At 72.3% G+C, this 20,241-nt stretch carries 18 protein-coding genes and 1 tRNA gene; 13 read left to right on the top strand and 6 right to left on the bottom strand.

The features are described from left to right. Positions 1-462 precede the first annotated feature (462 nt). A complete protein-coding gene (locus tag AB0424_RS08360) occupies positions 463-1,854 on the top strand; it encodes a PP2C family protein-serine/threonine phosphatase (RefSeq protein WP_366303147.1) in 1,392 nt (463 codons plus the stop codon). A gap of 125 nt (positions 1,855-1,979) precedes the next feature. Beyond that, positions 1,980-3,443, top strand: coding sequence for an aminopeptidase P family protein (locus AB0424_RS08355; protein WP_366303145.1), 1,464 nt, complete (start codon positions 1,980-1,982; stop codon positions 3,441-3,443). 79 nt (positions 3,444-3,522) lie between these two features. On the opposite strand, the gene AB0424_RS08350 is transcribed toward AB0424_RS08355, so the two are convergent. Beyond that, complete coding sequence (locus tag AB0424_RS08350; protein ID WP_366303143.1) at positions 3,523-3,981, bottom strand: ATP-binding protein; 459 nt, start codon at positions 3,979-3,981, stop codon at positions 3,523-3,525. Between the two features lie 247 nt (positions 3,982-4,228). Between AB0424_RS08350 and AB0424_RS08345 the strand changes: the two genes are divergently transcribed. From AB0424_RS08345 to AB0424_RS08305, 9 genes are all read left to right on the top strand, one after another. Next, on the top strand, positions 4,229-5,005 hold the full coding sequence (locus tag AB0424_RS08345; protein WP_366303142.1) for a hypothetical protein: 777 nt from the start codon (positions 4,229-4,231) through the stop codon (positions 5,003-5,005). 115 nt (positions 5,006-5,120) lie between these two features. Continuing rightward, positions 5,121-5,900, top strand: a complete 780-nt coding sequence (locus AB0424_RS08340; RefSeq protein ID WP_366303140.1) for a YcnI family protein — start codon at positions 5,121-5,123, stop codon at positions 5,898-5,900. A gap of 35 nt (positions 5,901-5,935) precedes the next feature. Beyond that, positions 5,936-6,643, top strand: coding sequence for an SCO family protein (locus tag AB0424_RS08335; protein WP_366303138.1), 708 nt, complete (start codon positions 5,936-5,938; stop codon positions 6,641-6,643). Next, complete coding sequence (locus AB0424_RS08330) at positions 6,640-7,098, top strand: copper chaperone PCu(A)C (protein WP_366303137.1); 459 nt, start codon at positions 6,640-6,642, stop codon at positions 7,096-7,098. Before AB0424_RS08335 ends, AB0424_RS08330 begins: the two co-directional genes overlap by 4 nt. Before the next feature lie 43 nt (positions 7,099-7,141). Continuing rightward, on the top strand, positions 7,142-9,163 hold the full coding sequence (locus AB0424_RS08325) for a copper resistance protein CopC (RefSeq protein ID WP_366303135.1): 2,022 nt from the start codon (positions 7,142-7,144) through the stop codon (positions 9,161-9,163). 5 nt (positions 9,164-9,168) lie between these two features. Continuing rightward, on the top strand, positions 9,169-10,440 hold the full coding sequence (gene efeB / locus AB0424_RS08320; RefSeq protein ID WP_366303134.1) for an iron uptake transporter deferrochelatase/peroxidase subunit: 1,272 nt from the start codon (positions 9,169-9,171) through the stop codon (positions 10,438-10,440). Positions 10,441-10,511: 71 nt separating this feature from the next. Further along, complete coding sequence (pheA, locus tag AB0424_RS08315) at positions 10,512-11,447, top strand: prephenate dehydratase (protein WP_366303133.1); 936 nt, start codon at positions 10,512-10,514, stop codon at positions 11,445-11,447. 487 nt (positions 11,448-11,934) lie between these two features. Then, the gene (gene serS, locus AB0424_RS08310) at positions 11,935-13,224 is read left to right on the top strand and encodes a serine--tRNA ligase (RefSeq protein ID WP_366303131.1); all 1,290 of its coding nucleotides are present in this window, start codon (positions 11,935-11,937) and stop codon (positions 13,222-13,224) included. Continuing rightward, complete coding sequence (locus AB0424_RS08305; RefSeq protein WP_366303129.1) at positions 13,221-14,027, top strand: HAD family hydrolase; 807 nt, start codon at positions 13,221-13,223, stop codon at positions 14,025-14,027. Before serS ends, AB0424_RS08305 begins: the two co-directional genes overlap by 4 nt. Positions 14,028-14,077: 50 nt before the next feature. On the opposite strand, the gene AB0424_RS08300 is transcribed toward AB0424_RS08305, so the two are convergent. The 3 genes from AB0424_RS08300 to lpdA all read right to left on the bottom strand — a co-directional run bounded on the left by AB0424_RS08300 (position 14,078) and on the right by lpdA (position 16,346). After that, positions 14,078-14,162 (bottom strand) — tRNA-Ser (locus AB0424_RS08300). 82 nt (positions 14,163-14,244) lie between these two features. Next, positions 14,245-14,907 carry a rhomboid-like protein gene (locus AB0424_RS08295; protein WP_366303127.1) on the bottom strand — a complete coding sequence of 221 codons (663 nt, stop codon included), beginning with the start codon at positions 14,905-14,907 and terminating at the stop codon, positions 14,245-14,247. Positions 14,908-14,942: 35 nt separating this feature from the next. Then, positions 14,943-16,346 carry a dihydrolipoyl dehydrogenase gene (lpdA, locus tag AB0424_RS08290; RefSeq protein WP_366303126.1) on the bottom strand — a complete coding sequence of 468 codons (1,404 nt, stop codon included), beginning with the start codon at positions 16,344-16,346 and terminating at the stop codon, positions 14,943-14,945. Positions 16,347-16,469: 123 nt separating this feature from the next. On the opposite strand from lpdA, the gene AB0424_RS08285 reads away from it, so the two are divergent. Continuing rightward, on the top strand, positions 16,470-17,150 hold the full coding sequence (locus AB0424_RS08285) for a FadR/GntR family transcriptional regulator (RefSeq protein ID WP_366303124.1): 681 nt from the start codon (positions 16,470-16,472) through the stop codon (positions 17,148-17,150). After that, the gene (locus AB0424_RS08280) at positions 17,147-18,442 is read left to right on the top strand and encodes an MFS transporter (RefSeq protein WP_366303122.1); all 1,296 of its coding nucleotides are present in this window, start codon (positions 17,147-17,149) and stop codon (positions 18,440-18,442) included. Before AB0424_RS08285 ends, AB0424_RS08280 begins: the two co-directional genes overlap by 4 nt. A 116-nt stretch (positions 18,443-18,558) precedes the next feature. Here the strand turns inward: AB0424_RS08280 and AB0424_RS08275 are convergent, their stop codons facing one another. Both AB0424_RS08275 and AB0424_RS08270 read right to left on the bottom strand, forming a co-directional pair. Further along, the gene (locus AB0424_RS08275) at positions 18,559-19,278 is read right to left on the bottom strand and encodes an ABC transporter permease subunit (protein ID WP_366303120.1); all 720 of its coding nucleotides are present in this window, start codon (positions 19,276-19,278) and stop codon (positions 18,559-18,561) included. A gap of 14 nt (positions 19,279-19,292) precedes the next feature. Further along, positions 19,293-20,204 carry an ABC transporter ATP-binding protein gene (locus AB0424_RS08270; RefSeq protein WP_366303119.1) on the bottom strand — a complete coding sequence of 304 codons (912 nt, stop codon included), beginning with the start codon at positions 20,202-20,204 and terminating at the stop codon, positions 19,293-19,295. Between the last annotated feature and the right edge of the window lie 37 nt (positions 20,205-20,241).

The following is a 20,241-nucleotide window of genomic DNA, read 5'->3' as shown; positions in this document are numbered from 1 at the left end:
GACCGAGTGGAACCGGGTGGAGCCGGGTCGGAACCGGAGGGAGCCGGGTGGTCTCCGGGCGGGTCGGAACACGTTCCCCGCCACGCGGGGAAGGGGTGCGGCCTGCGGCATGAAAGACGCCGGGGTCCCGCGTCACGTTCCAGGACAGCTCCAACTGCCCCTGCCTGTCACCGGTTACGTACCCAGCACGCTCGGAATGACGCGCCTTCAAACGACGCCAGTCGACCGCAAAAGGTGCACACCGGGGACAATTTTCGGCCAAGTTCCCGCGCACTTCAACCCTCTCGCGCGACCTCGCGGACACCACAAGTCCCGTGGGGACAATGCTGGACATCGTTCCTCTGGTGCGTGTACATGTGGAGACATCGAGCGGCTCTGAATGACATGGGGGTTTGCGATGCCATGGCGTCAAACGCACCGGTCGGAAAGCCGACCGACATGAGTGCCCCGCACATGCCGAAAGTGGCTGGAATCGATGCCACGGTTCCCGGGCCCCCGCACACTACGGCGCCCCTCCCGGGAGTCCCCGCGGCGGCGTCACCCTCCGACGCGGTCCCGCCACCCGGAGCGCAGATCCAGGACCGGCTGGCCGCCTGGGTCTCCGACCTCACCACCCTCCACGAACTCACCGAGCGCCTCATCAGGACGCCCTCCCTCGACGAGGCCCTCCGCGAGGTCCTCCGCGCGGGCGCCGCCCTCGTCGGCGCCGGCCGCGGCATGGCCGTGCTCGAACCGGCCGACGGCCTCGGCCCCGCCCAGACCATCGGCCTCGGCCTCGCCCACGCCGACCTCGGCACCATCGAGACCGTCCCGCGCGGCTCCGGCAGCTACCGCCGACTCCTCGACGGCCTCCCCGACCCGGTCCACCCCGAGCGCGTCCCCGACCCCATCGCCATCCGCGACGTGCGCACCGAGGAGGGCCTCGACCCGCGCCACCGCGAGGTCGCCGCCCGCCTCGGCTACGCCGCCAGCTACGCCCTCCCCCTCGCCACCGAGGAGGCCGGCCGGCTCGGCGCGGCCGTCTGGCTCTACGACGAGCCCGCCGAACCCTCCGACCGCCAGCGCCACCTCATCGGGCTCTACGGCCGCTTCGCCACCGAGCACCTCGCCCGCCTCCTCCAGGTCGAACGCGCCCGCGTCCAGGTCGCCACCGTCGCCGAGGAGCTGCTCCCCAGCCGCCTCCCGCGCGTCCCCGGCGTCCAGCTCGCCGCCCGGCACCGCACCGGCCCCCTGGGCGGCGGCGACTGGTACGACGCGCTGCCGCTTCCCGACGGCGCCCTGGGACTGGCCGTCGGCTCCGTCTCCGGGACCGGGCCGAGCGCGCTCGCCGCGATGGGCCGGCTGCGCGCCTCCCTGCGGGCGTACGCGGTGATGGAGGGCGAGGACCCGGTCGCCGTCCTCTCCGACCTGGAGCTGCTGCTCCGGCTGACCGAGCCGGCCCGTTCGGCGACCGCGCTCTTCGCCTACGCCGAGCCCGCGCAGCGCCGGATCGTCCTCGCCGGTGCGGGGCACGCCCCGCCGCTGGTCGTCGGCGACCGGCGGACCGAGTTCGTCGAGACCTCGCTGTCGGCCCCGCTCGGGATGCTCTCCTGCTGGGAGGCGCCGAGCGTGGAGCTGTCCCCCGCACCCGGAGAAACGGTGCTTCTCTACACGGACGGGCTGCTCCGCCGTACCGGCGACGCCATGGACCGCGCCTTCGCACGGCTCCACGCCGCCGCGTCGAGCGTGCCGCGGGCGGACCGGGACGACCCGGGCGCCGTCGCGGACCACGTGCTGCGGACCCTGCTGCCCGAGGGCATCGACCCGGCCGTGGACGGGGCGGACGTGGTCCTGCTCGCCGCGCGCTTCGAGTGAGACTCCCGTGCGATCCGTGTAAGCGGAACGTGACTCTTCGGTAATGGGCCTTCCGGCCCTGGGCCCCCTTCCGTACGACCGTACGATGGTGGGGGTTCAGTGTCGTACCAAGAGGAGGCAGACCCGTGGCCGAGGAGCTCACGCCGGAGACCCCGGAAGAGTCGACCGAAGAGCAGGCGATCAAGCAGCGGAAGAACGGCCTCTACCCGGGCGTGTCCGACGAGCTGGCCGAGAGCATGAAGTCCGGCTGGGCCGACACCGAGCTGCACGACCTCGCTCCGATCGCCCAGGCCGACAAGACCGCCGCGCGCCGCGCCGCGACGTCCGCCCGCTTCCCGGGCGAGCGCCTGGTGATCCCGGCCGGAAACCTGAAGACCCGGTCGAACGACACCGAGTACGCCTTCCGCGCCTCCACCGAGTACGCGTACCTCACCGGCGACCAGACCCAGGACGGCGTCCTCGTCCTGGAGCCGACGAAGGACGGCCACGAGGCCACGATCTACCTGCTGCCGCGCTCCGACCGCGAGAACGGCGAGTTCTGGCTCGACGGCCAGGGCGAGCTGTGGGTCGGCCGCCGCCACTCCCTCGCCGAGGCCGAGCAGCTCCTCGGCATCCCCGCGAAGGACGTCCGCGAGCTCGCCGCCGCCCTCCGCGAGGCCACCGGCCCCGTCCGCGCCGTCCGCGGCCACGACGCCGGCATCGAGGCCGCCCTGACCGACAAGGTCACCGCCGAGCGCGACGAGGAACTCCGCGTCCACCTCTCCGAGGCCCGTCTGATCAAGGACGCCTTCGAGGTCTCCGAGCTGGAGAAGGCGTGCGCCTCCACCGCCCGCGGCTTCGAGGACGTCGTCAAGGTCCTCGACAAGGCCGAGGCGACCAGCGAGCGCTACATCGAGGGCACGTTCTTCCTGCGCGCCCGCGTCGAGGGCAACGACATCGGCTACGGCTCGATCTGCGCCGCCGGCCCGCACGCCACCACCCTGCACTGGGTCCGCAACGACGGCGACGTCCGCTCCGGCGACCTGCTGCTGCTCGACGCCGGCGTGGAGACCACCGAGCTCTACACCGCCGACATCACCCGCACCCTGCCGATCAACGGCCGGTACACCGACCTCCAGCGCAAGATCTACGACGCCGTCTACGAGGCGCAGGAGGCCGGCATCGCCGCGGTGAAGCCCGGCGCCGCCTACCGCGACTTCCACGACGCGGCCCAGCGGGTCCTCGCCGAGAAGCTCGTCGAGTGGGGCCTCGTCGAGGGCCCGGTCGAGCGCGTCCTGGAGCTCGGACTCCAGCGCCGCTGGACCCTCCACGGCACCGGCCACATGCTCGGCATGGACGTCCACGACTGCGCCGCCGCGCGCACCGAGGCATACGTCGACACCACGCTCGCGCCGGGCATGTGCCTGACCGTCGAGCCCGGCCTGTACTTCCAGGCCGACGACCTGACCGTGCCGGAGGAGTACCGCGGCATCGGCGTCCGGATCGAGGACGACATCCTCGTCACCGAGGACGGCAACCGGAACCTGTCGGACGCGCTGCCGCGCCGCTCCGACGAGGTCGAGGCGTGGATGGCCGCGCTGAAGGGCTGACCACCGCGTAGTTTGGTACCGAAGGGCCCCCGCCGACCGACCGGCGGGGGCCCTTCCCCGTGCTCCGCGCCCGCGGTCCTCAGGCCAGCAGGAGGGACGGGCTGTCCCGCCACTTCAGGATCTTGTCGAAGCTGACGACGGCTCCGCCCCGGCCCGAACGGTTCCCGAACTGGACGTGGTCGGCGAGCTCCTCGATCAGCCGCAGCCCCCGGCCGTTCTCGGCGTCGTCCGACGGCGTCCGCGGCACGCCGGCGCCCGGGAAGCCCGGTCCCGCGTCGGCCACCTCGATGCGGCAGGTCTCGCCGTCCAGGTACGCCGTCACCCGGTACGCCCCCGAGGACGGCCCGCCCGGCGTGCCGGTCCCGGCGCCGCCGCCGTGCTCGACCGCGTTCGCACACGCCTCGGTCAGGGCCACGGACAGGTCGTAGGACACGTCCGGATCGACTCCCGCCGTCTCCATCGTGCCCAGCAGGAGCCGCCTGGCCAGCGGCACGCTCGCAGCCTCGCGCCGCAGATGCAGTGACCACCAGATGCTCATGCTCCAGCCTCCCGGCAGCGGCTCGACATACCGATACCTATTGCCGTACGGGACCCTTCGTAAGCGCGAGAACGCGTCAAGAGCGCTCGTTCGGCGGATGCAGCGGGTCCAGGCACCGGTGTATGCCACCCCCTGGAGCGCCGTGCGTGACCCCGAAGTGGCTGCATGTCACCCCGAAGACGCTCAAGAACGACCTTCCGGACCTGCCTCATGGCGGCGTGGTCCCTGGTGCGATGATGGGCCCGCCATGACTGCCCCCGCGCTCGCTCCACGGCTGCTGAGGGCCGCGGTGTTCACCGCGGTCTGCGTCGTGCTGTCCGCGCTGGGCCACGCCCTCGCCGCCTGCGCGGGGATCGCCGCGTGGACCCTCCTCGCCGGATTCCTCGGCGTCTTCGGGATCACCGTCCTCTTCACCGGACGCGAGCGCTCCCTCGGCTTCGTCGTCGGCGCCCTCGCCGGCGGGCAGCTCGGCCTGCACGTCCTCTTCGGCCTCGGACAGCGCCGGCTCACGCTGGGCCCCGAGGCCGACGACGCCCTCGTGCGGATGGCCGCCCGACTGGTCTGCGGGGCCGGCGGCGCGGCGATCGCCCCCGCCGACGCCGCCAGGATCGTCCGCGACGCCGGCATCGACCCGGCGTCGGCCCACGCCCACGGCGGACACGCCGTCGCCGCGGCCGCCCCCGCCGAGCTGCTGCCCGGCCTTCCCATGCTCCTCGGCCACCTGCTGGCCGCGCTGGCCACGGGCTGGCTGCTGCGACGCGGCGACCGCGCGCTGAGCCGGCTCGTCGAACTCTCCGCGCCGGGCGCCACCGAGCTCGCCGAGGCCGCGCTCGTCCGCTCGCTGCGGGCCGCGCTCCGCCTCGTACGGGCGCTGCTCGCCGGACTGCCGACGGACCCGCGCACGGGTCCCCGTCCGGCCGTCCGCACACCGGGCGACTCCTCGCCGCCGCCCGCGGCCGAGGCACTCAGGAACACGGTGATCAGGCGCGGTCCGCCGGCCGCCGACTGCGTTCTCGCAGCCTGACGCGGACCCCTCACCAGGAGCGGGGCCGCGCTCGTCCGCACGCCCGTCCGGGTCCCATGCCCGCGTCGTGCCGGACTTCCCGTCGTCCTCTCTCCGAGCTGGAGTGTCCCCTGCCATGACCGTTTCCCGTTCCGCCACCGGCCGTCTCTCCGCCACCCGTGTCGCCCTCGCCGGCGGCATCGCCCTCTCCTCCGTGGTCCTGCTCGCCGGCACGGCCTCCGCGCACGTCAGCGTGCAGCCGCAGGGCGAGGCCGCCAAGGGCGGCTACGCGACCGTCAACATCAAGGTCCCGAACGAGCGCGACAACGCCTCCACCGTGAAGGTCGAGGTCAACTTCCCGCTGGACCACCCGCTGGCCTCGGTCATGCCGCAGCCCATCCCCGGCTGGAAGGCCGAGGTGACCAAGAGCAAGCTGAGCAAGCCGCTGGAGCTGCACGGCAAGAAGATCAACGAGGCCGTCTCCAAGGTGACCTGGACCGCCGACGGCTCGAAGATCGGCCCCGGCCAGTTCCAGCAGTTCCCGCTCTCGCTCGGCCAGCTGCCCGAGGACACCGACCAGCTCGTGCTGAAGGCGATCCAGACGTACGACAACAAGGAGGTCGTGCGCTGGATCGAGGAGCCGAAGGAGGGCGCGGACGAGCCGCAGAACCCGGCCCCCGTCCTGAAGCTCTCCGCCGCCTCCGCCGACCACCACGGCGGCTCCGCCCCGTCGGCCTCGGCCTCCGCGCCGTCCGACGAGAAGGCCGGTCACGACGACAAGGCCGGCGACCACGAGGAGACCGCCGCCGCCACGTCCACCGACACGACCGCCCGCGTCCTCGGTGTCATCGGCATCCTCGTCGGTGTCGCCGGCGTCGCCTTCGGCGTCCTCGCCGGCCGCCGCCGCTCGGCCTGACGGCCGCACGCTCACCAGAACCGGAAAGAACCACCATGTCTGAAGAGAAGACGCCCGCGGCGGGCACCCCCCGCCCCGGGCGGCGGGCACCGCTGGTCATCGCCGCGGTCGCCATCGCGGCCGCGATCGGCCTCACCGCGGCCGTCGGCCTCGGCGGCAACGACGACAAGGCCGCCGGGCCCGTCGCCGAGGTCTCCGGCGGCAGCGACTCCACCAGGGCCGCCACCGTCCTCGACCGGCCGTTCGCCAAGCCCTCGCTCGTCCTCACCGACACCAAGGGCGAGAAGTACGACCTGCGGGAGCGCACCAAGGGCAAGCCGACCCTCGTCTACTTCGGCTACACGCACTGCCCCGACGTCTGCCCCCTGACGATGAGCAACATCGCCATCGCCAGGAAGCAGCTGCCCAAGGCGGACCAGGACAAGCTCCAGGTCGTCTTCGTCACCACCGACCCCGAGCGGGACACCTCCGCGGAGCTGGCCAAGTGGCTGCCCGCCGCGGGCGACCCCTCCTTCACCGGTCTCACCGGCGACTTCGCCACCATCCAGGCCGGCGCCAAGTCGATGGGCATCGGCATCGACCCGCCGAAGGTCGAGGACGGCAAGGTCGTCTCCATGCACGGAGCCCAGGTGATCGCCTTCTCGCCCGCCACCGACCAGGGCTACGTCCTGTACGGCGAGGACACCTCCGTCGACGACTACGCCAAGGACCTGCCGAAGATCATCAAGGGGGAGAACCCGTGAACCGCCGCACCACCGCCCTGTCCGCCGCCGTGGCCCTGGCCGCCTCGCTCGCGCTGACCGGGTGCTCGTCCTCGTCCGGAGACGGCAGGCCCGAGCTCCGGGTCAGCGGCGCGTTCATGCCGCAGCCGGTGATGGACATGGCCGGCGGCTTCCTCACGATCGCCAACGGCGGGGACACGGCGGACAAGCTCACCTCCGTCACGAGCCCGCTCTCGGACGACATCACGATGCACGAGACGAAGGACCAGAAGATGCGGGAGGTGGCGTCGTTCGACATCCCCGCGAACGGCGAGCTCTCCCTCTCCCGTGGTGGCAACCACATCATGTTCATGGAGCTGAAGCAGAAGCCCAAGCAGGGCGAGAAGGTCAGCATCGAGCTCCACTTCGAGAAGTCCGGCCCCATCAAGGTCGACCTTCCCGTCGAGGCCGCCAACCACAACCCGCAGCAGCACTGAGCGCGTTGACGGATTGACCCTGAGTTGACGGAGTGACCCAGAGATGACAACCACCGCCCCGCGCCTCGGTACCGCCCTGGCCCGGCTGCTGATACTCGCGGCCGCGCTGCTCGGCACGCTCCTCGCCGGCGCCGCCCCCGCCTCCGCGCACGCGGCGCTGACCGGAAGCGACCCCAAGGACGGGGCGGTGGTCGCCACCGCCCCCAAGGAGGTCAACCTCACCTTCTCCGAACAGGTGGCCATGAGCGCCGACTCCATCCGGGTCCTCGACCCGGCGGGACGGCGGGCCGACACCGGGGAGATCCGGGACCTGTGCAGCGGATCCGTCGTCCGCTACGGGGTGGCCCTCCGCGCCGGACTGCCCGACGGCACCTACACCGTCGCCTGGCAGACCGTCTCGGCCGACAGCCACCCGATCGCCGGCGCCTTCACCTTCTCCATCGGCGCCCCCTCCACCACCTCCGTCGCCCTGCCCGACCGGGCTCCCGGCGGCGGTCTCGTCGGCACGCTGTACGGCATCGCGCGCTACCTCTCGTACGGCGGGTTCGCCGTCCTCGTCGGCGGCGGCGCCTTCGTGCTGGTCTGCTGGCCGCGCGGCGCGAGCGTCCGTCCCGTGCAGCAGACCGTCGTCCGCGGCTGGCTCACCCTCACCGGTGCCACCCTGGCGCTGCTGCTCCTGCGCAACCCGTACACCGGTTCCGGCGAGCTCTCCGACGCCTTCGACCTGGCGGGTCTGAAGGCCGTCCTGGAGACCAAGACCGGCGCCGCGCTCACCTCCCGGCTGCTGCTGCTCGGCGCCGCCGCGCTCTTCGTGGCCGTCCTCTTCGGCGCGTACGCCCGGCGCACCGACCCGAAGGAGAAGAAGGACCTCGCCTTCGGCCTCGGCATCGGCGGCACCGTCATCGCCGCCGGCATCGCCGGCACCTGGGCCCTGGCCGAGCACGCCTCGACCGGTATCCAGCCCGGCATCGCCATGCCCGTCGACATCCTCCACCTCCTCGCCGTCGCCGCCTGGCTCGGCGGACTCACCGTGCTGCTGGTCGCCCTCTACCGGGCGCCGTCCGTCGACCGCAGGGCCGTCCGGCGCTTCTCCACGGTGGCCCTCGGCTCCGTGAGCGTCCTGGCCGCCACCGGGCTCTACCAGGGCTGGCGCCAGGTCGGCTCCTGGTCCGCGCTCACCGGGACCAGCTACGGCCGGCTCCTCCTCGTCAAGATCGGCCTCCTCGCCGTCCTCGTCGGCATCGCCTGGATCTCCCGGCGCTGGACCCAGCGCCTCGCGGACCCGGCACCGGGCGAGAGCGAGGACGGCGAGACCTCGGCGGCGGACGGGACCGAGGCCGGGGAACCGGACGAGACCCCGGACGAAACCCAGGGCGAGACCCCGGACGAGACCCCGGACGATGGCGCCGACCCGGACGGGACCACGACGCCCGACGACGGCGCGGCCTCCGGCGACGGCGCGGCCTCCGGCGGGACCGCGGTCGATCCCGAGCGGGCGGCCCAGCTGGCGCGCCAGCGGGCGGCCGTCGCCACCGCGCGGCGGAAGCGGGAGCGGGACGCCGATCCCGAGCGGGCCGGCCTGCGCCGCTCGGTGCTGACCGAGGCGGCCGTCGCCGTCGTGCTGCTCGCCGTCACCACGATGCTCACCTCGACCGAGCCCGGCCGCACCGAGGAGGAGGCCGAGCGCGCGGGCGTGACCGCCGGTCCGGCCGCCGTGCCCGACCGGCCCGTGGACATCCGGCTGCCCTTCGACACCGGCGGCGTCGACGGCAAGGGCGTCGTCCGGCTCAGCCTCGACCCCGGCCGCACGGGGGCCAACGGGCTCCACATCTTCGTCGAGCGTCCCAACGGCAAGCCGCTGGACGTTCCGGAGGTCAAGGTCGCCCTCACCCTGGAGGCCAAGGACGTCGGCCCGCTGCCCGTCGCTCCCGACCGCATCCAGACCGGACACTGGAGCGCGAGCGGCGTCCAGATCCCGATGCCGGGCGAGTGGAAGATCCAGGTCACCGTCCGTACCTCCGACATCGACCAGACCACCATCGACAAGAACGTGAAGATCGGCTGAGCGACGTGACCGACAGCGACAACCTCGACATCTCGCGGCGACGGCTCCTCGGCACCGTCGGCGCGGCCGGCGCGGCCGGGCTCGTCATCGGCGCCGCCGGCGGTGTCGGCGTCTCCGCCGCCGTCTCCGGTGAGGACGGCGGCGGGAACTCCGGGTCCGGCGGCGCTCCCGCCCTCACCTCGGTCGGCGCGACCGAGGTGATGTTTCACGGGAAACATCAGGCCGGCATCACGACCCCCCTCCAGTCGCGCGGCCATCTGGTCGCCTTCGACCTCGCGCCCGGCGCCGGCCGCAAGGAGGCCGCGGCTCTGCTGCGCCGCTGGTCGGTCACGGCGAAGGCCCTGATGGCGGGCAGGGCTCCGGCCGGGGACACGGGGATCGCCCTCGACGCGGGCCCCTCCTCGCTGACGGTCACCTTCGGCTTCGGCCGCACCTTCTTCGACCGGACCGGACTCACCGCACGCCGCCCCTCCGCGCTCGACCCGCTGCCCGCCTTCTCCTCCGACGCGCTGGACGCGAAGCGCTCGGAGGGCGATCTCTGGGTGCAGATCGGCGCGGACGACGCCCTCGTCGCCTTCCACGCCCTGCGCGCCCTCCAGAAGGACGCGGGGGACGCGGCCCGGGTCCGCTGGCAGATGAACGGCTTCAACCGCTCGGCCGGTGCCACGGCGAAGCCGATGACCGCCCGCAACCTCATGGGGCAGGTCGACGGCACCGGCAACCCGAAGCCCACCGACCCGGACTTCGACCGGCGGATCTTCGTCCCGGCCGGGGCCGCCGGCGCCGACGCCTGGATGGCCGGTGGCTCGTACGCGGTGGTCCGCCGGATCCGGATGCTGCTCGACGACTGGGAGAAGCTGCCGCGGGACGGGCAGGAGAAGGTGATCGGGCGCCGGAAGTCCGACGGCGCCCCGCTGAGCGGTGGCACCGAGACCACCGCACTGGACCTGGACAAGCGCGGTCCCGACGGGAAGACGGTGATCCCCGACAACGCCCACTCCCGGATCTCCGCCCCCGAACAGAACGGCGGAGCGGCGATGCTGCGCAGGCCGTTCTCCTTCCACGACGGGATCGGCCCCGACGGGACGCCGGACGCCGGGCTCCTCTTCGTCTGCTGGCAGGCGGACCCGCTGAGGGGATTCGTCCCGGTGCAGCGCAAGCTCGACCGGGGGGACGCGCTGTCGGAGTTCATCCGGCACGAGGCGAGCGGCCTCTTCGCGGTGCCGGGCGGCCCCGCCGAAGGCGAGTACGTGGGCCAGCGGCTGCTGGAGGCGTGACCGCCGGGACCGGTGTGGCGACTCCGCTCGGGCGGGCCGCTCGGGGCTCCGGCGACCATTAGGGTGACGGTATGTCCGCCACCCGGTTCACGTATCTCGGCCCCGAGGGCACCTTCACGGAGGCCGCGCTCCGCACGCTGCCCGAGGCGGCGACGCGGGAGCTCGTCCCGATGGTCTCCGTCCCGGCGGCGCTCGACGCCGTACGGAACGGGGAGGCCGCCGCCGCGCTCGTCCCGATCGAGAACTCGGTCGAGGGCGGGGTGACCGCGACCCTGGACGAACTGGCCTCCGGTGAGCCGCTGATGATCTACCGCGAGGTGCTCCTCCCGATTGCCTTCGCGCTGCTCGTCCGGCCGGGGACCGCTCTTTCGGAGATCAAGACGGTGACCGGCCACCCGGTCGCCCAGCCCCAGGTCCGGAACTGGCTGCGGGCGCACCTGCCCGAGGCCGTGTGGGAGTCGGCCGCGTCCAACGCGGACGGCGCCCGGCTGGTGCAGGAGGGCCGCTTCGACGCCGCCTTCGCCGGGGAGTTCGCGGCGGCGACGTACGGCCTGGAGGCCCTGGTCACCGAGATCCACGACGCGGAGAACGCCGAGACGCGGTTCGTGCTGGTGGGTCGGCCCGCCCGTCCGGCGGCTCCGACCGGCGCGGACAAGACGTCGGTGGTGCTGTGGCTGGGTGACGATCATCCGGGTGCCCTTCTCGAACTCCTCCAGGAGTTCGCGGTGCGCGGGGTGAACCTGATGCTGATCCAGTCCCGCCCCACGGGGGCCGGGATCGGGAACTACTGCTTCGCCGTGGACGCCGAGGGCCATATCTCGGACCGGCGCGTGGGCGAGGCGCTGATGGGGCTCAAGCGGATCTGTCCCCAGGTGCGCTTCCTCGGCTCGTACCCGAGGGCGGGGGTCTCGGCCGAGGACGTGCTGCCGCTGCGGCGCGGGACTTCGGACCAGGCGTTCACTGCGGCCTCCGACTGGCTGGCGAGGGCCCAGGACGGTCGGGCCTGACCCGATACTGACCGACCGCTCCCGCCGCCGGGGGCGGTCGTCCACAGGTGCGAATCAATACTCCTACCTGCATATTTTTGAGTTACCCACAGTGGTTATCCACAGGCTCCATGCCCAGCCTGGGGACAAGTCGACACCGCACTCCGACAAGGTCGACAAATCGCCCTGACGACTCCTCGCCCCCTGTGCAGCTGTCCACAGCGCCCGGATGACGCCCACGTCAGCGCCCCTCGCCCGATCAATCCTTTGGAGCGAGCAATTCCCACCCGAATGAGTGGGCCCATGGTGTTTGATCACGGAATTCCCAGGTGTGTGGAGGGAAATCCACGGAACGCGCTCCGTAGTCCACAGATCTTCCGCACAGCCTGTGGATAAGTACCGGGAAGGGCTCCGATCCCGGCATTCCCACGGGTCTCAATTCGGGCGAAACAACACGCGCACGGTTATCCGGTGGGGTCACGTGAACGCGCACCGGTAGCCTGGTGGGGTGATTGACCTTCGCCTGCTCCGTGAGGACCCCGACCGTGTTCGCGCCTCCCAGCGCGCCCGTGGAGAGGACGTCGCACTCGTCGACGCCCTGCTCTCCGCCGATGAGCGGCGCAGGTCGTCCGGCGTCCGCTTCGACGAGCTCCGCTCCGAGCAGAAGGCGCTCGGCAAGCTGATCCCCAAGGCCACCCCCGAGGAGCGCGCCGAGCTCCTCCAGAAGGCCGAACAGCTCAAGACCGACGTCAAGGCCGCCGAGGCCGAGCAGAACGACGCCGACGAGAGCGCCAAGCGGCTCCTGCTCCAGCTCGGGAACATCGTCCACACGGACGTCCCGGTCGGCGGCGAGGAGGACTTCGTCGTCCTCGAGACGCACGGGACCATCCGCGACTTCGCGGCCGAGGGCTTCGAGCCCAAGGACCACCTCGAACTCGGCGAGGCGCTCGGCGCCATCGACGTCGAGCGGGGCGCCAAGGTCTCCGGCTCGCGCTTCTACTACCTGACCGGCGTCGGCGCCCTCCTGGAACTCGCCCTGGTCAACGCGGCGATCGCCCAGGCCACCGAGGCCGGCTTCATCCCCATGCTGACCCCCGCGCTGGTCCGTCCGCGCGCCATGGAGGGCACCGGTTTCCTCGGCCAGGCCGCGGAGAACGTGTACCACCTGGAGAAGGACGACTACTACCTCGTCGGCACCTCCGAGGTCCCCCTCGCCGCGTACCACATGGACGAGATCATCGAGGCGGACAAGCTGCCGCTGCGGTACGCGGGCTTCTCGCCCTGCTTCCGCCGCGAGGCCGGCACGTACGGCAAGGACACCCGCGGCATCTTCCGCGTCCACCAGTTCGACAAGGTCGAGATGTTCTCGTACGTCGCGCCGGAGGACGCCGAGGCCGAGCACCAGCGTCTCCTGGAGTGGGAGAAGCAGTGGCTGACCGGCCTCGAACTGCCCTTCCAGGTCATCGACGTCGCCACCGGCGACCTCGGCGCCTCGGCCTCCCGCAAGTTCGACTGCGAGGCGTGGATCCCCACCCAGGGCAAGTACCGCGAGCTGACCTCCGCGTCGAACTGCGACAGCTTCCAGGCCCGTCGCCTCTCCGTCCGCATGCGCGACGAGCAGGGCGGCAAGAAGACCGTGCAGCCGCTGGCCACCCTGAACGGCACGCTCTGCGCCGTCCCGCGCACGATCGTGGCGATCCTGGAGAACCACCAGCTCGCCGACGGCTCGGTGCGGGTGCCCGAGGTGCTGCGCCCGTACCTCGGCGGACGTGAGGTCCTGGAGCCGATCGCCAAGTGAGCCCCTTCCCCTACCGCCTGGTCGCGACGGACCTCGACGGCACGCTGCTGCGGTCCGACGAGTCCGTGTCGGCCCGTACGCGGGACGCGCTCGCCGCCGTGACGGCGGCCGGCGCCGCGCACATCGTGGTCACCGGCCGGGCGGTGCCCTGGACCCGGCACATCCTCGACGACCTCGGCTACGAGGGGATCGCGGTGTGCGGGCAGGGCGCGCAGGTCTACCACGCCAGTGAGCACCGGCTGCTCACCTCGCTGACCCTGGACCGGCAGCTCGCGGGGCTCGCCCTGTCCAAGATCGAGGCCGAGGTGGGCCCGCTGGCCCTGGCCGCGAGCCGTGACGGTCTGGACGGCGAGGTCCTCATGGGCCCCGGCTACAAGGCCCAGGAAGGGCCCCTGCCGTACGTGGCGTACGACGACCCGGCCGAGCTGTGGTCGGCGCCGCTGACCAAGCTGTACATCCAGCACCCGAAGCTGACCGACGACGAGCTGACCCGGGCCGCCCGGGAGACGGTCGGCGGTCTGGTCGACGTCGTCATGGCGGGGCCCGGCATCGTGGAGATCCTCCCGCTCGGGCTCAGCAAGGCGACCGGACTGTCGCTCGCGGCCCGTCGGCTGGGCGTGAAGGCGGCGGAGACGATCGCCTTCGGCGACATGCCGAACGACATCCCGATGTTCGGCTGGGCCGCCCACGGCGTGGCCATGGGCAACGCCCACGCGGAACTCCGCGCGGTGGCCGACGAGGTGACGGCCTCCAACGAGGAGGACGGCATCGCGGTCGTCCTGGAACGGCTGCTGTCGGCCTGACCCCCGACGCCACGAAGGCCACCCCTCGGGGTGGCCTTCGTCGTATCCGGCGGAGGATGCGCGGATCGAACGCGCGCGGGGTCTCCCCCGACCACGGCTTAGCAAGCCGCTGCCTTACCACTCGGCCAATCCTCCGGGAGGGAGCGGCCCGCGCGGACGCATCCGCGCGCTCGAAGCGGCCGCTCCCTTCGGGAGATCCCCCGTGTCCCCCGTGCAACTAGTCTGCGCCGGGCCCCTGTTCGGGTGCGAACGATTTTTCTCCCCGGGTGAGCGGATAGCAGGCGAGCCCGATCGCCAGCGAGATGGCGTGGCCGAGGTCGGTGTACGTCCGGTCGGTGACGAGCGGGACGACGAAGAAGGCGACCACGCCGGCGAGGTAGAGCCAGCGCCAGGGGCGCGGCAGGCGGTAGGTCAGGATGCCGGCCGAGGCGGCGAGGCCGTAGCTGACGCCGATGTCGACGACGTGCGCCATGCTGCGCGGCACGTCGTGGAGCCGGATGGCCACCAGGACGACCTGCTGGCTGATCAGGGTCGCCGCGATGTGGGCGGTGGCGACGGTGAAGAGCCACTTGGCGGTGCCGAGCCAGCGCTCCACGGGGGCGTGCAGGAGCTCGAAGAGCACCGCGTACAGCAGGAGGTCGGCGGGGTCCGCGATCCAGAAGGCGCTGCCGAGCAGGGCGCGTACCGGGTGGTGCGCGAGCTGGTGGAGATTGCTGCTGTTGCGGTGGAGGAGGTAGTTCTCCAGACCGTCCGGGGAGAGCGCGATGACGAGGCTGGTGAGCGCGATGACCGCCAGCCACACATGCGTACCGGGTGACGAACGCACCCACGACCTGATCGGCCGGGACGGTTCGCCACCCGGTGAGGTTTTGCTCGGCACCTTTCAGTGCCTATCACCCCGAGCTGGGAGAAACCTCAGAAATTGATCATGTGTCCGGCAATACCGTGGATCGCTTCCTTCACTGCCTCGCCCAGCGTCGGGTGGGCGTGCACGTTCCGGGCGACCTCGTGGACGGTGAGGTCCCACTGCTGGGCCAGGGTCAGCTCGGGCAGCAGCTCGGTGACGTCGGGGCCGATCAGGTGGGCGCCGATGATCTCGCCGTGGGTGCCGTCGGCGATGATCTTGACGAAGCCGGTGGCGTCGCCGAGACCGTGCGCCTTGCCGTTCGCGACGAACGGGAACTTGGCGACCTTGACGTCGAAGCCCTTCTCGCGGGCCTGCGCCTCGGTCCAGCCGAAGCTGGCGATCTGCGGCTGGCAGTAGGTCGCGCGCGGGATCATCGGGTAGTCGAGCTCCATCGTCTCGGCGTCCCCGATGGTCTCCGCCGCGATGACGCCCATGGCCTCGGCGGTGTGCGCCAGCATCAGCTTCGCGGTGACGTCGCCGATGGCGTAGATGTGCGGCACGGAGGTGCGGCAGCGGCCGTCGACGTCGATCGCGCCGCGCTCGGTGAGGGCGACACCGGTGGCCTCCAGGCCGTAGCCGGTGACGTTCGGGGCGAAGCCGATGGCCTGCAGGACCTTGTCGGCCTCCAGGACCTTGGTGGCGCCGTCCTTGCCCGTGACGGTGACGCGGACCTGCGGGCCGGACTCGTCGATGGCCTCGACGCGGGTGGAGGTCAGGACGTCGATGCCGAGCTTGCGGTACTGCTTCGCCAGCTCCTTCGACACCTCCTCGTCCTCCAGCGGGGCGATCCGGTCGAGGAACTCGACGATCGTGACCTTGGTGCCGTAGTTGTTCAGGACGTACGCGAACTCGATGCCGATCGCGCCGGCGCCGGCGATGACGATCGACTTCGGGGCGTCCTCGGCGAGGATCTGCTCCTCGTACGACACGATGCGCTCGCTGCGGGCGGTGCCCGGCAGCAGGCGCGGGGTCGCGCCGGTGGCGATGATGCAGTTGTCGAAGGTGATCGTCTCCGAGGTGCCGTCGGCCTTCGCCACCTGGAGGGTGTTCGCGTCGAGGAAGGTGCCCCGGCCGTCGAACTCGGTGATCCCGTTCTTCTTCATGAGGAAGTGGACGCCCTTGACCCGGCCGTCCGCGACCGAACGGCTGCGGCGGAACGCCTCGCCGTAGTCGAAGGAGACGGTGCCGTCGACCTTGATGCCGAAGGTCTTGGCCTCGTGGTTGAAGATGTGGGCGAGCTCGGCGTTGCGCAGCAGCGCCTTGGTGGGGATGCAGCCGACGTTCAGGCAGACACCGCCCCAGTACTTCTCCTCGACGACCGCGACCCGCTTGCCCAGCTGGGCGGCGCGGATGGCGGCGACGTAGCCGCCGGGGCCAGCTCCGAGTACGACGACGTCGAAGCGGTCTGACATGACTGACTCCCGAGGGTGGTGAGGGTGTTCGGTCCGCGTACGGCCCCACAGTAGTCCGGTGTCTCCGGGACGGTCAGTTGTAGGATGACTGGGCAACCGGGCGAATGGAGAGGTCGGAACGGCATGGCACTGAGAGCGGCGGGACGGACCTCGCTGGTGGACTCCGTCGTGGAACAGCTGCGCGGGCAGCTCGCCGACGGCGAGTGGGCGGTCGGCGACCGCATCCCGACCGAGCACGAGCTCGCGCAGCAGCTCGGCGTGGGCCGCAACACCGTCCGCGAGGCGGTACGGGTCCTCGTCCACGCCGGCCTCCTGGAGTCCCGCCAGGGCAACGGCACCTTCGTCCGGTCGACCGCCGACCCGGCCGCCGTCCTGCGCGGAGTGCGCCACGCGGCCGCGTCCGACGTCCTCGAACTGCGGGTCGCCCTGGAGGCCGAGGCCGCCCGGCTCGCCGCCGAACGCCGCGACACCCACGACCTGCTCCGGCTGAGGGCCGCCCTGACCGGCCTGCGCGAGGAGGGCGACCGGGACGCGGACGCCGACCTCGCCTTCCACCTCGCCGTCGTCGAGGCCACCCACAACACCGCCTTCGCCGAGGTCTACCGCTTCTTCTCCACCCAGGTCCACGAGGTGCTGGTCGAGGCGCTCGGCGACCGCGAGATGCCGCCGGTCGACATCGACGCCCACGAGGCCCTGGTCACCGCCATCGAGACGGGCGACCCGGACGCGGCGGAGCGACAGGCCCGCGAACTGCTGCGGGCGCCCCGGGAGGCCGTCGCGGCCCTGACGGAGCGGAACCGATGACCGCCGGAGCCCCCGCCCCCGAGGAGACCCGCGCCGACGGACCGGTGCCCGTCCTCGTCGACCCGGGAGCCGGGACCCGCACGCCGGCGGAGGGGGCGGCCGCCCGCCGCGCCCTGCTCGCCCATCCGGCCCTGCTCCTCACCGGCATCGTGCTGGCCTCGCTGAACATGCGGGTCGCGCTGGCGAGCGTGGCCCCGCTGGTCGGCGAGATGTCCGACGCCTTCGGCCTCTCCTCGACGGCGAGTTCGCTCGTCACCTCGGTACCGGTGCTGTTCCTCGGTCTGGGCGCCCTGGTGGCCCCCTGGCTGGGACGCCGCCTCGGCTCCGAACGCGTGCTGTTCGGGGCGCTGCTCCTGCTCGGCGTCGGCATCCTCGTGCGCCTCCTGCCGTCCGTGTACGCGCTGTACGGCGGCGGCGTCCTCGTCGGCACCGCCATCGCCCTGCTCAACGTGCTGATGCCCGGCCTGATCAAGCGGGACTTCCCGGACCGGGCCGCGGCGATGACCTCGGTCTACACCGGCGCGATGATCGCCGGCGCGACGGTGGCGGCCGCCGCCGCGGTGCCGCTGGAGAAGGCGCTGGGCGGCGGCTGGCAGGCATCGCTGGGCTTCTGGTCGCTGCTCGCCGCGGTCGCCGCGCTCGCCTGGCTGCCGCAGGTGCTGATCGCCCGCGGCCGCACGGGCCACGCGGTACGGGCCGTCCCGGCCGCCGGCACCCGCCCGGTCCGGGTCTGGCGCTCGGCGCTCGCCTGGCAGGTCACGCTCTTCATGGGCCTGCAGTCGCTGTGGTCGTACGTCCTGATCGCCTGGATGCCGACGATGTTCACCGACCACGGGATGAGCCGCTCCGCCGCCGGCGTGATCTTCGCCTTCAACAACCTGATCCAGGTCGCCGGCGCCTTCGCGGTGCCGCTGCTCGCCGGCCGGATGCGCAGCCAGCGGCCCCTGATCGTGCTGGTCACGACCCTGGTCGCGGCCGGGTACGCCGGTCTGATGGTGGCGCCGGTGCAGGGTGCCTGGCTCTGGTCGGCCGTCCTCGGCGTGGGCCAGGGCGGCGCCGTGGGCCTCGCCCTGACGCTGATCGTCCTGCGTTCCGGGGACGCGGTGACCGCGGCCAGGCTGTCGGGCATGGCCCAGACGGTCGGCTATCTGCTCGCCGCGGCCGGACCGCTGGCGGCCGGTGTCCTCCACCAGGCCACCGGCTCCTGGACCCTGCCGATCTGCGGTGTCCTCGGCGTCTGCGCGGCGGCCCTCGCCGTGGGCCTCCTCGCCGCCCGGGACCGGACGGTCTGAGGAGGAAGCGCCGCCGCCGACCCGGTGGGACCGGGCCGGCGGCGGCGCGGCGCGCGGCGCGGCCTCGTCCGGCCGGCGGCATGGCGTGGGGCCGGGCCCGCGGCCCGCCGGACCCCCTACTCCTCGCCGGCCAGCTTCAGCGTGCGCAGCTTGTGGCCGGCGAACCAGGTGGCCGCGACGGTGACGCCGACGAGGAGGGCGGTGGCCGTCGGGAGCGCGACCTCGGAGGAGACCAGGCCGTCGCCGGTGACCTTCTCCGCGAGGGCCAGCGCCCACTGCTGGACGCTGAGGGTCTTCGCGCCGGAGATGAGCGAGCCGAAGAGCGCCTCCCAGACCAGGGCGTAGACGAGACCGATCACCACGGCGTGCCGGCTGACCGTGCCGAGCAGCAGGAACAGCGCGCTGTACGCGATGGAGGCGACCAGGGCCGCGACCGTGTACGCCACGGCCACCTGCTGGCCGTTGCCGTTGAGGATGAATCCGGCGATCAGCGTCGGCACCGCCGAGAAGACCATGGTCACCGCGATCGCCACGATCAGCTTGGTGAAGATGATCGTGGGCCGCTTCACCGGCTTGGACAGCAGGTAGACGATCGAGCCGTCGTCGATCTCGGGCCCGATGGCGCCCGTGCCGGCGATCACGCCGATCAGCGGGACCATCGTGGCCAGGGCGAAGCCCCCGAGGACGTCGGCGGCGACCTGGTCGTCGGCGCCGTTGAAGCCGCGGACCGCGGCCGAGATGACCAGCAGCATGGCGGGCAGCAGGAAGAGGATCAGCGCCCTGCGGCGGCCGAGGAGCGCCCGGTAGGTGAGCCGGGCGACGGTGGGGTTGTACATCGGTCAGGCTCCTTTCAGGCCGCGACGAGGTACGAGAAGACCGATTCGAGGGACTCGTCCGAGGGCGAGACCGTCAGCAGGCGGATGCCGCGCTCCTGGGCGACCTTCGGCAGCAGCTCCGTGAACCGCCCGAAGTCCACGGCCTGGACGCGCAGTCCGCCCTCCACGTGGTCGACCTCGATGCCGGCCGTCGACGGGTCGGCGATCAGGGCCGCGGCGAGCGCCCGGTCGTCGCTGGAGCGGACCAGGTAGCGGTGCGGCCGGTCCGTCATCAGCCGGCGGATCTTGCGGAAGTCCCCGGAGGCCGCGTGGCGCCCGGCCACGATCACCTCGATGTGGGAGGCGAGCTGCTCGACCTCCTCCAGGATGTGCGAGGAGAACAGGACGGTGCGGCCGTCCGCGCCCATCCGCCGCAGCAGGTCCATCAGCTGCATGCGCTGGCGCGGGTCCATGCCGTTGAACGGCTCGTCCAGCAGCAGCACCGACGGGTCGTGGACGAGGGCCGAGGCCATCTTCACGCGCTGCCGCATGCCCTTGCTGTACGTGGAGATCTTGCGGTCCTGGGCGTACTCCATCTCGACCGTCGCCAGGGCCCGCCGGGCCTCCGCGGTGCCGAGTCCGTGCAGCTCCGCGTTGGCCTGGACGAACTCGCGGCCGGTGAGGAAGTCGTACATCGCCTCCCGCTCGGGGACGACGCCGATCTCGCGGTAGACGGACTCGTTCCCCCAGATCCTGGCGCCGTCGAGGGTGACGGAGCCGGTGGAGGGGTCGAGGAAGCCGCCCATCATGTTGATCAGGGTGGACTTGCCGGCGCCGTTGGGCCCGAGGAGTCCGGTGACGCCCGGTCCGACCGACATCGTGACGTCGTTGACGGCCACGACGTTGCCGAACCAGCGGGAGACGTGGTCGATGGAGAGGATGGTCATGGGCGCGGCCCGTTCCTTCGAGGGGTGGCGGCAGGCG

The organism is Streptomyces sp. NPDC051180, assembly GCF_040689545.1.
Classification (GTDB): domain Bacteria; phylum Actinomycetota; class Actinomycetes; order Streptomycetales; family Streptomycetaceae; genus Streptomyces.
The sequence above is the reverse complement of the archived record's forward strand: the minus strand, read 5'-3'. Positions and strand labels throughout refer to the sequence as shown.

Excerpts from the sequence above, each read along its gene's own strand:
- lpdA (WP_366303126.1), bottom strand. The coding sequence starts at position 16,346 with ATGTCAGACCGCTTCGACGTCGTCGTACTCGGAGCTGGCCCCGGCGGC.
- AB0424_RS08350 (WP_366303143.1), bottom strand. The coding sequence starts at position 3,981 with ATGAGCATCTGGTGGTCACTGCATCTGCGGCGCGAGGCTGCGAGCGTG.
- AB0424_RS08270 (WP_366303119.1), bottom strand. The coding sequence starts at position 20,204 with ATGACCATCCTCTCCATCGACCACGTCTCCCGCTGGTTCGGCAACGTC.
- pheA (WP_366303133.1), top strand. The coding sequence starts at position 10,512 with ATGTCCGCCACCCGGTTCACGTATCTCGGCCCCGAGGGCACCTTCACG.
- AB0424_RS08325 (WP_366303135.1), top strand. The coding sequence starts at position 7,142 with ATGACAACCACCGCCCCGCGCCTCGGTACCGCCCTGGCCCGGCTGCTG.
- AB0424_RS08340 (WP_366303140.1), top strand. The coding sequence starts at position 5,121 with ATGACCGTTTCCCGTTCCGCCACCGGCCGTCTCTCCGCCACCCGTGTC.
- AB0424_RS08280 (WP_366303122.1), top strand. The coding sequence starts at position 17,147 with ATGACCGCCGGAGCCCCCGCCCCCGAGGAGACCCGCGCCGACGGACCG.
- AB0424_RS08345 (WP_366303142.1), top strand. The coding sequence starts at position 4,229 with ATGACTGCCCCCGCGCTCGCTCCACGGCTGCTGAGGGCCGCGGTGTTC.
- AB0424_RS08275 (WP_366303120.1), bottom strand. The coding sequence starts at position 19,278 with ATGTACAACCCCACCGTCGCCCGGCTCACCTACCGGGCGCTCCTCGGC.
- AB0424_RS08335 (WP_366303138.1), top strand. The coding sequence starts at position 5,936 with ATGTCTGAAGAGAAGACGCCCGCGGCGGGCACCCCCCGCCCCGGGCGG.
- AB0424_RS08285 (WP_366303124.1), top strand. The coding sequence starts at position 16,470 with ATGGCACTGAGAGCGGCGGGACGGACCTCGCTGGTGGACTCCGTCGTG.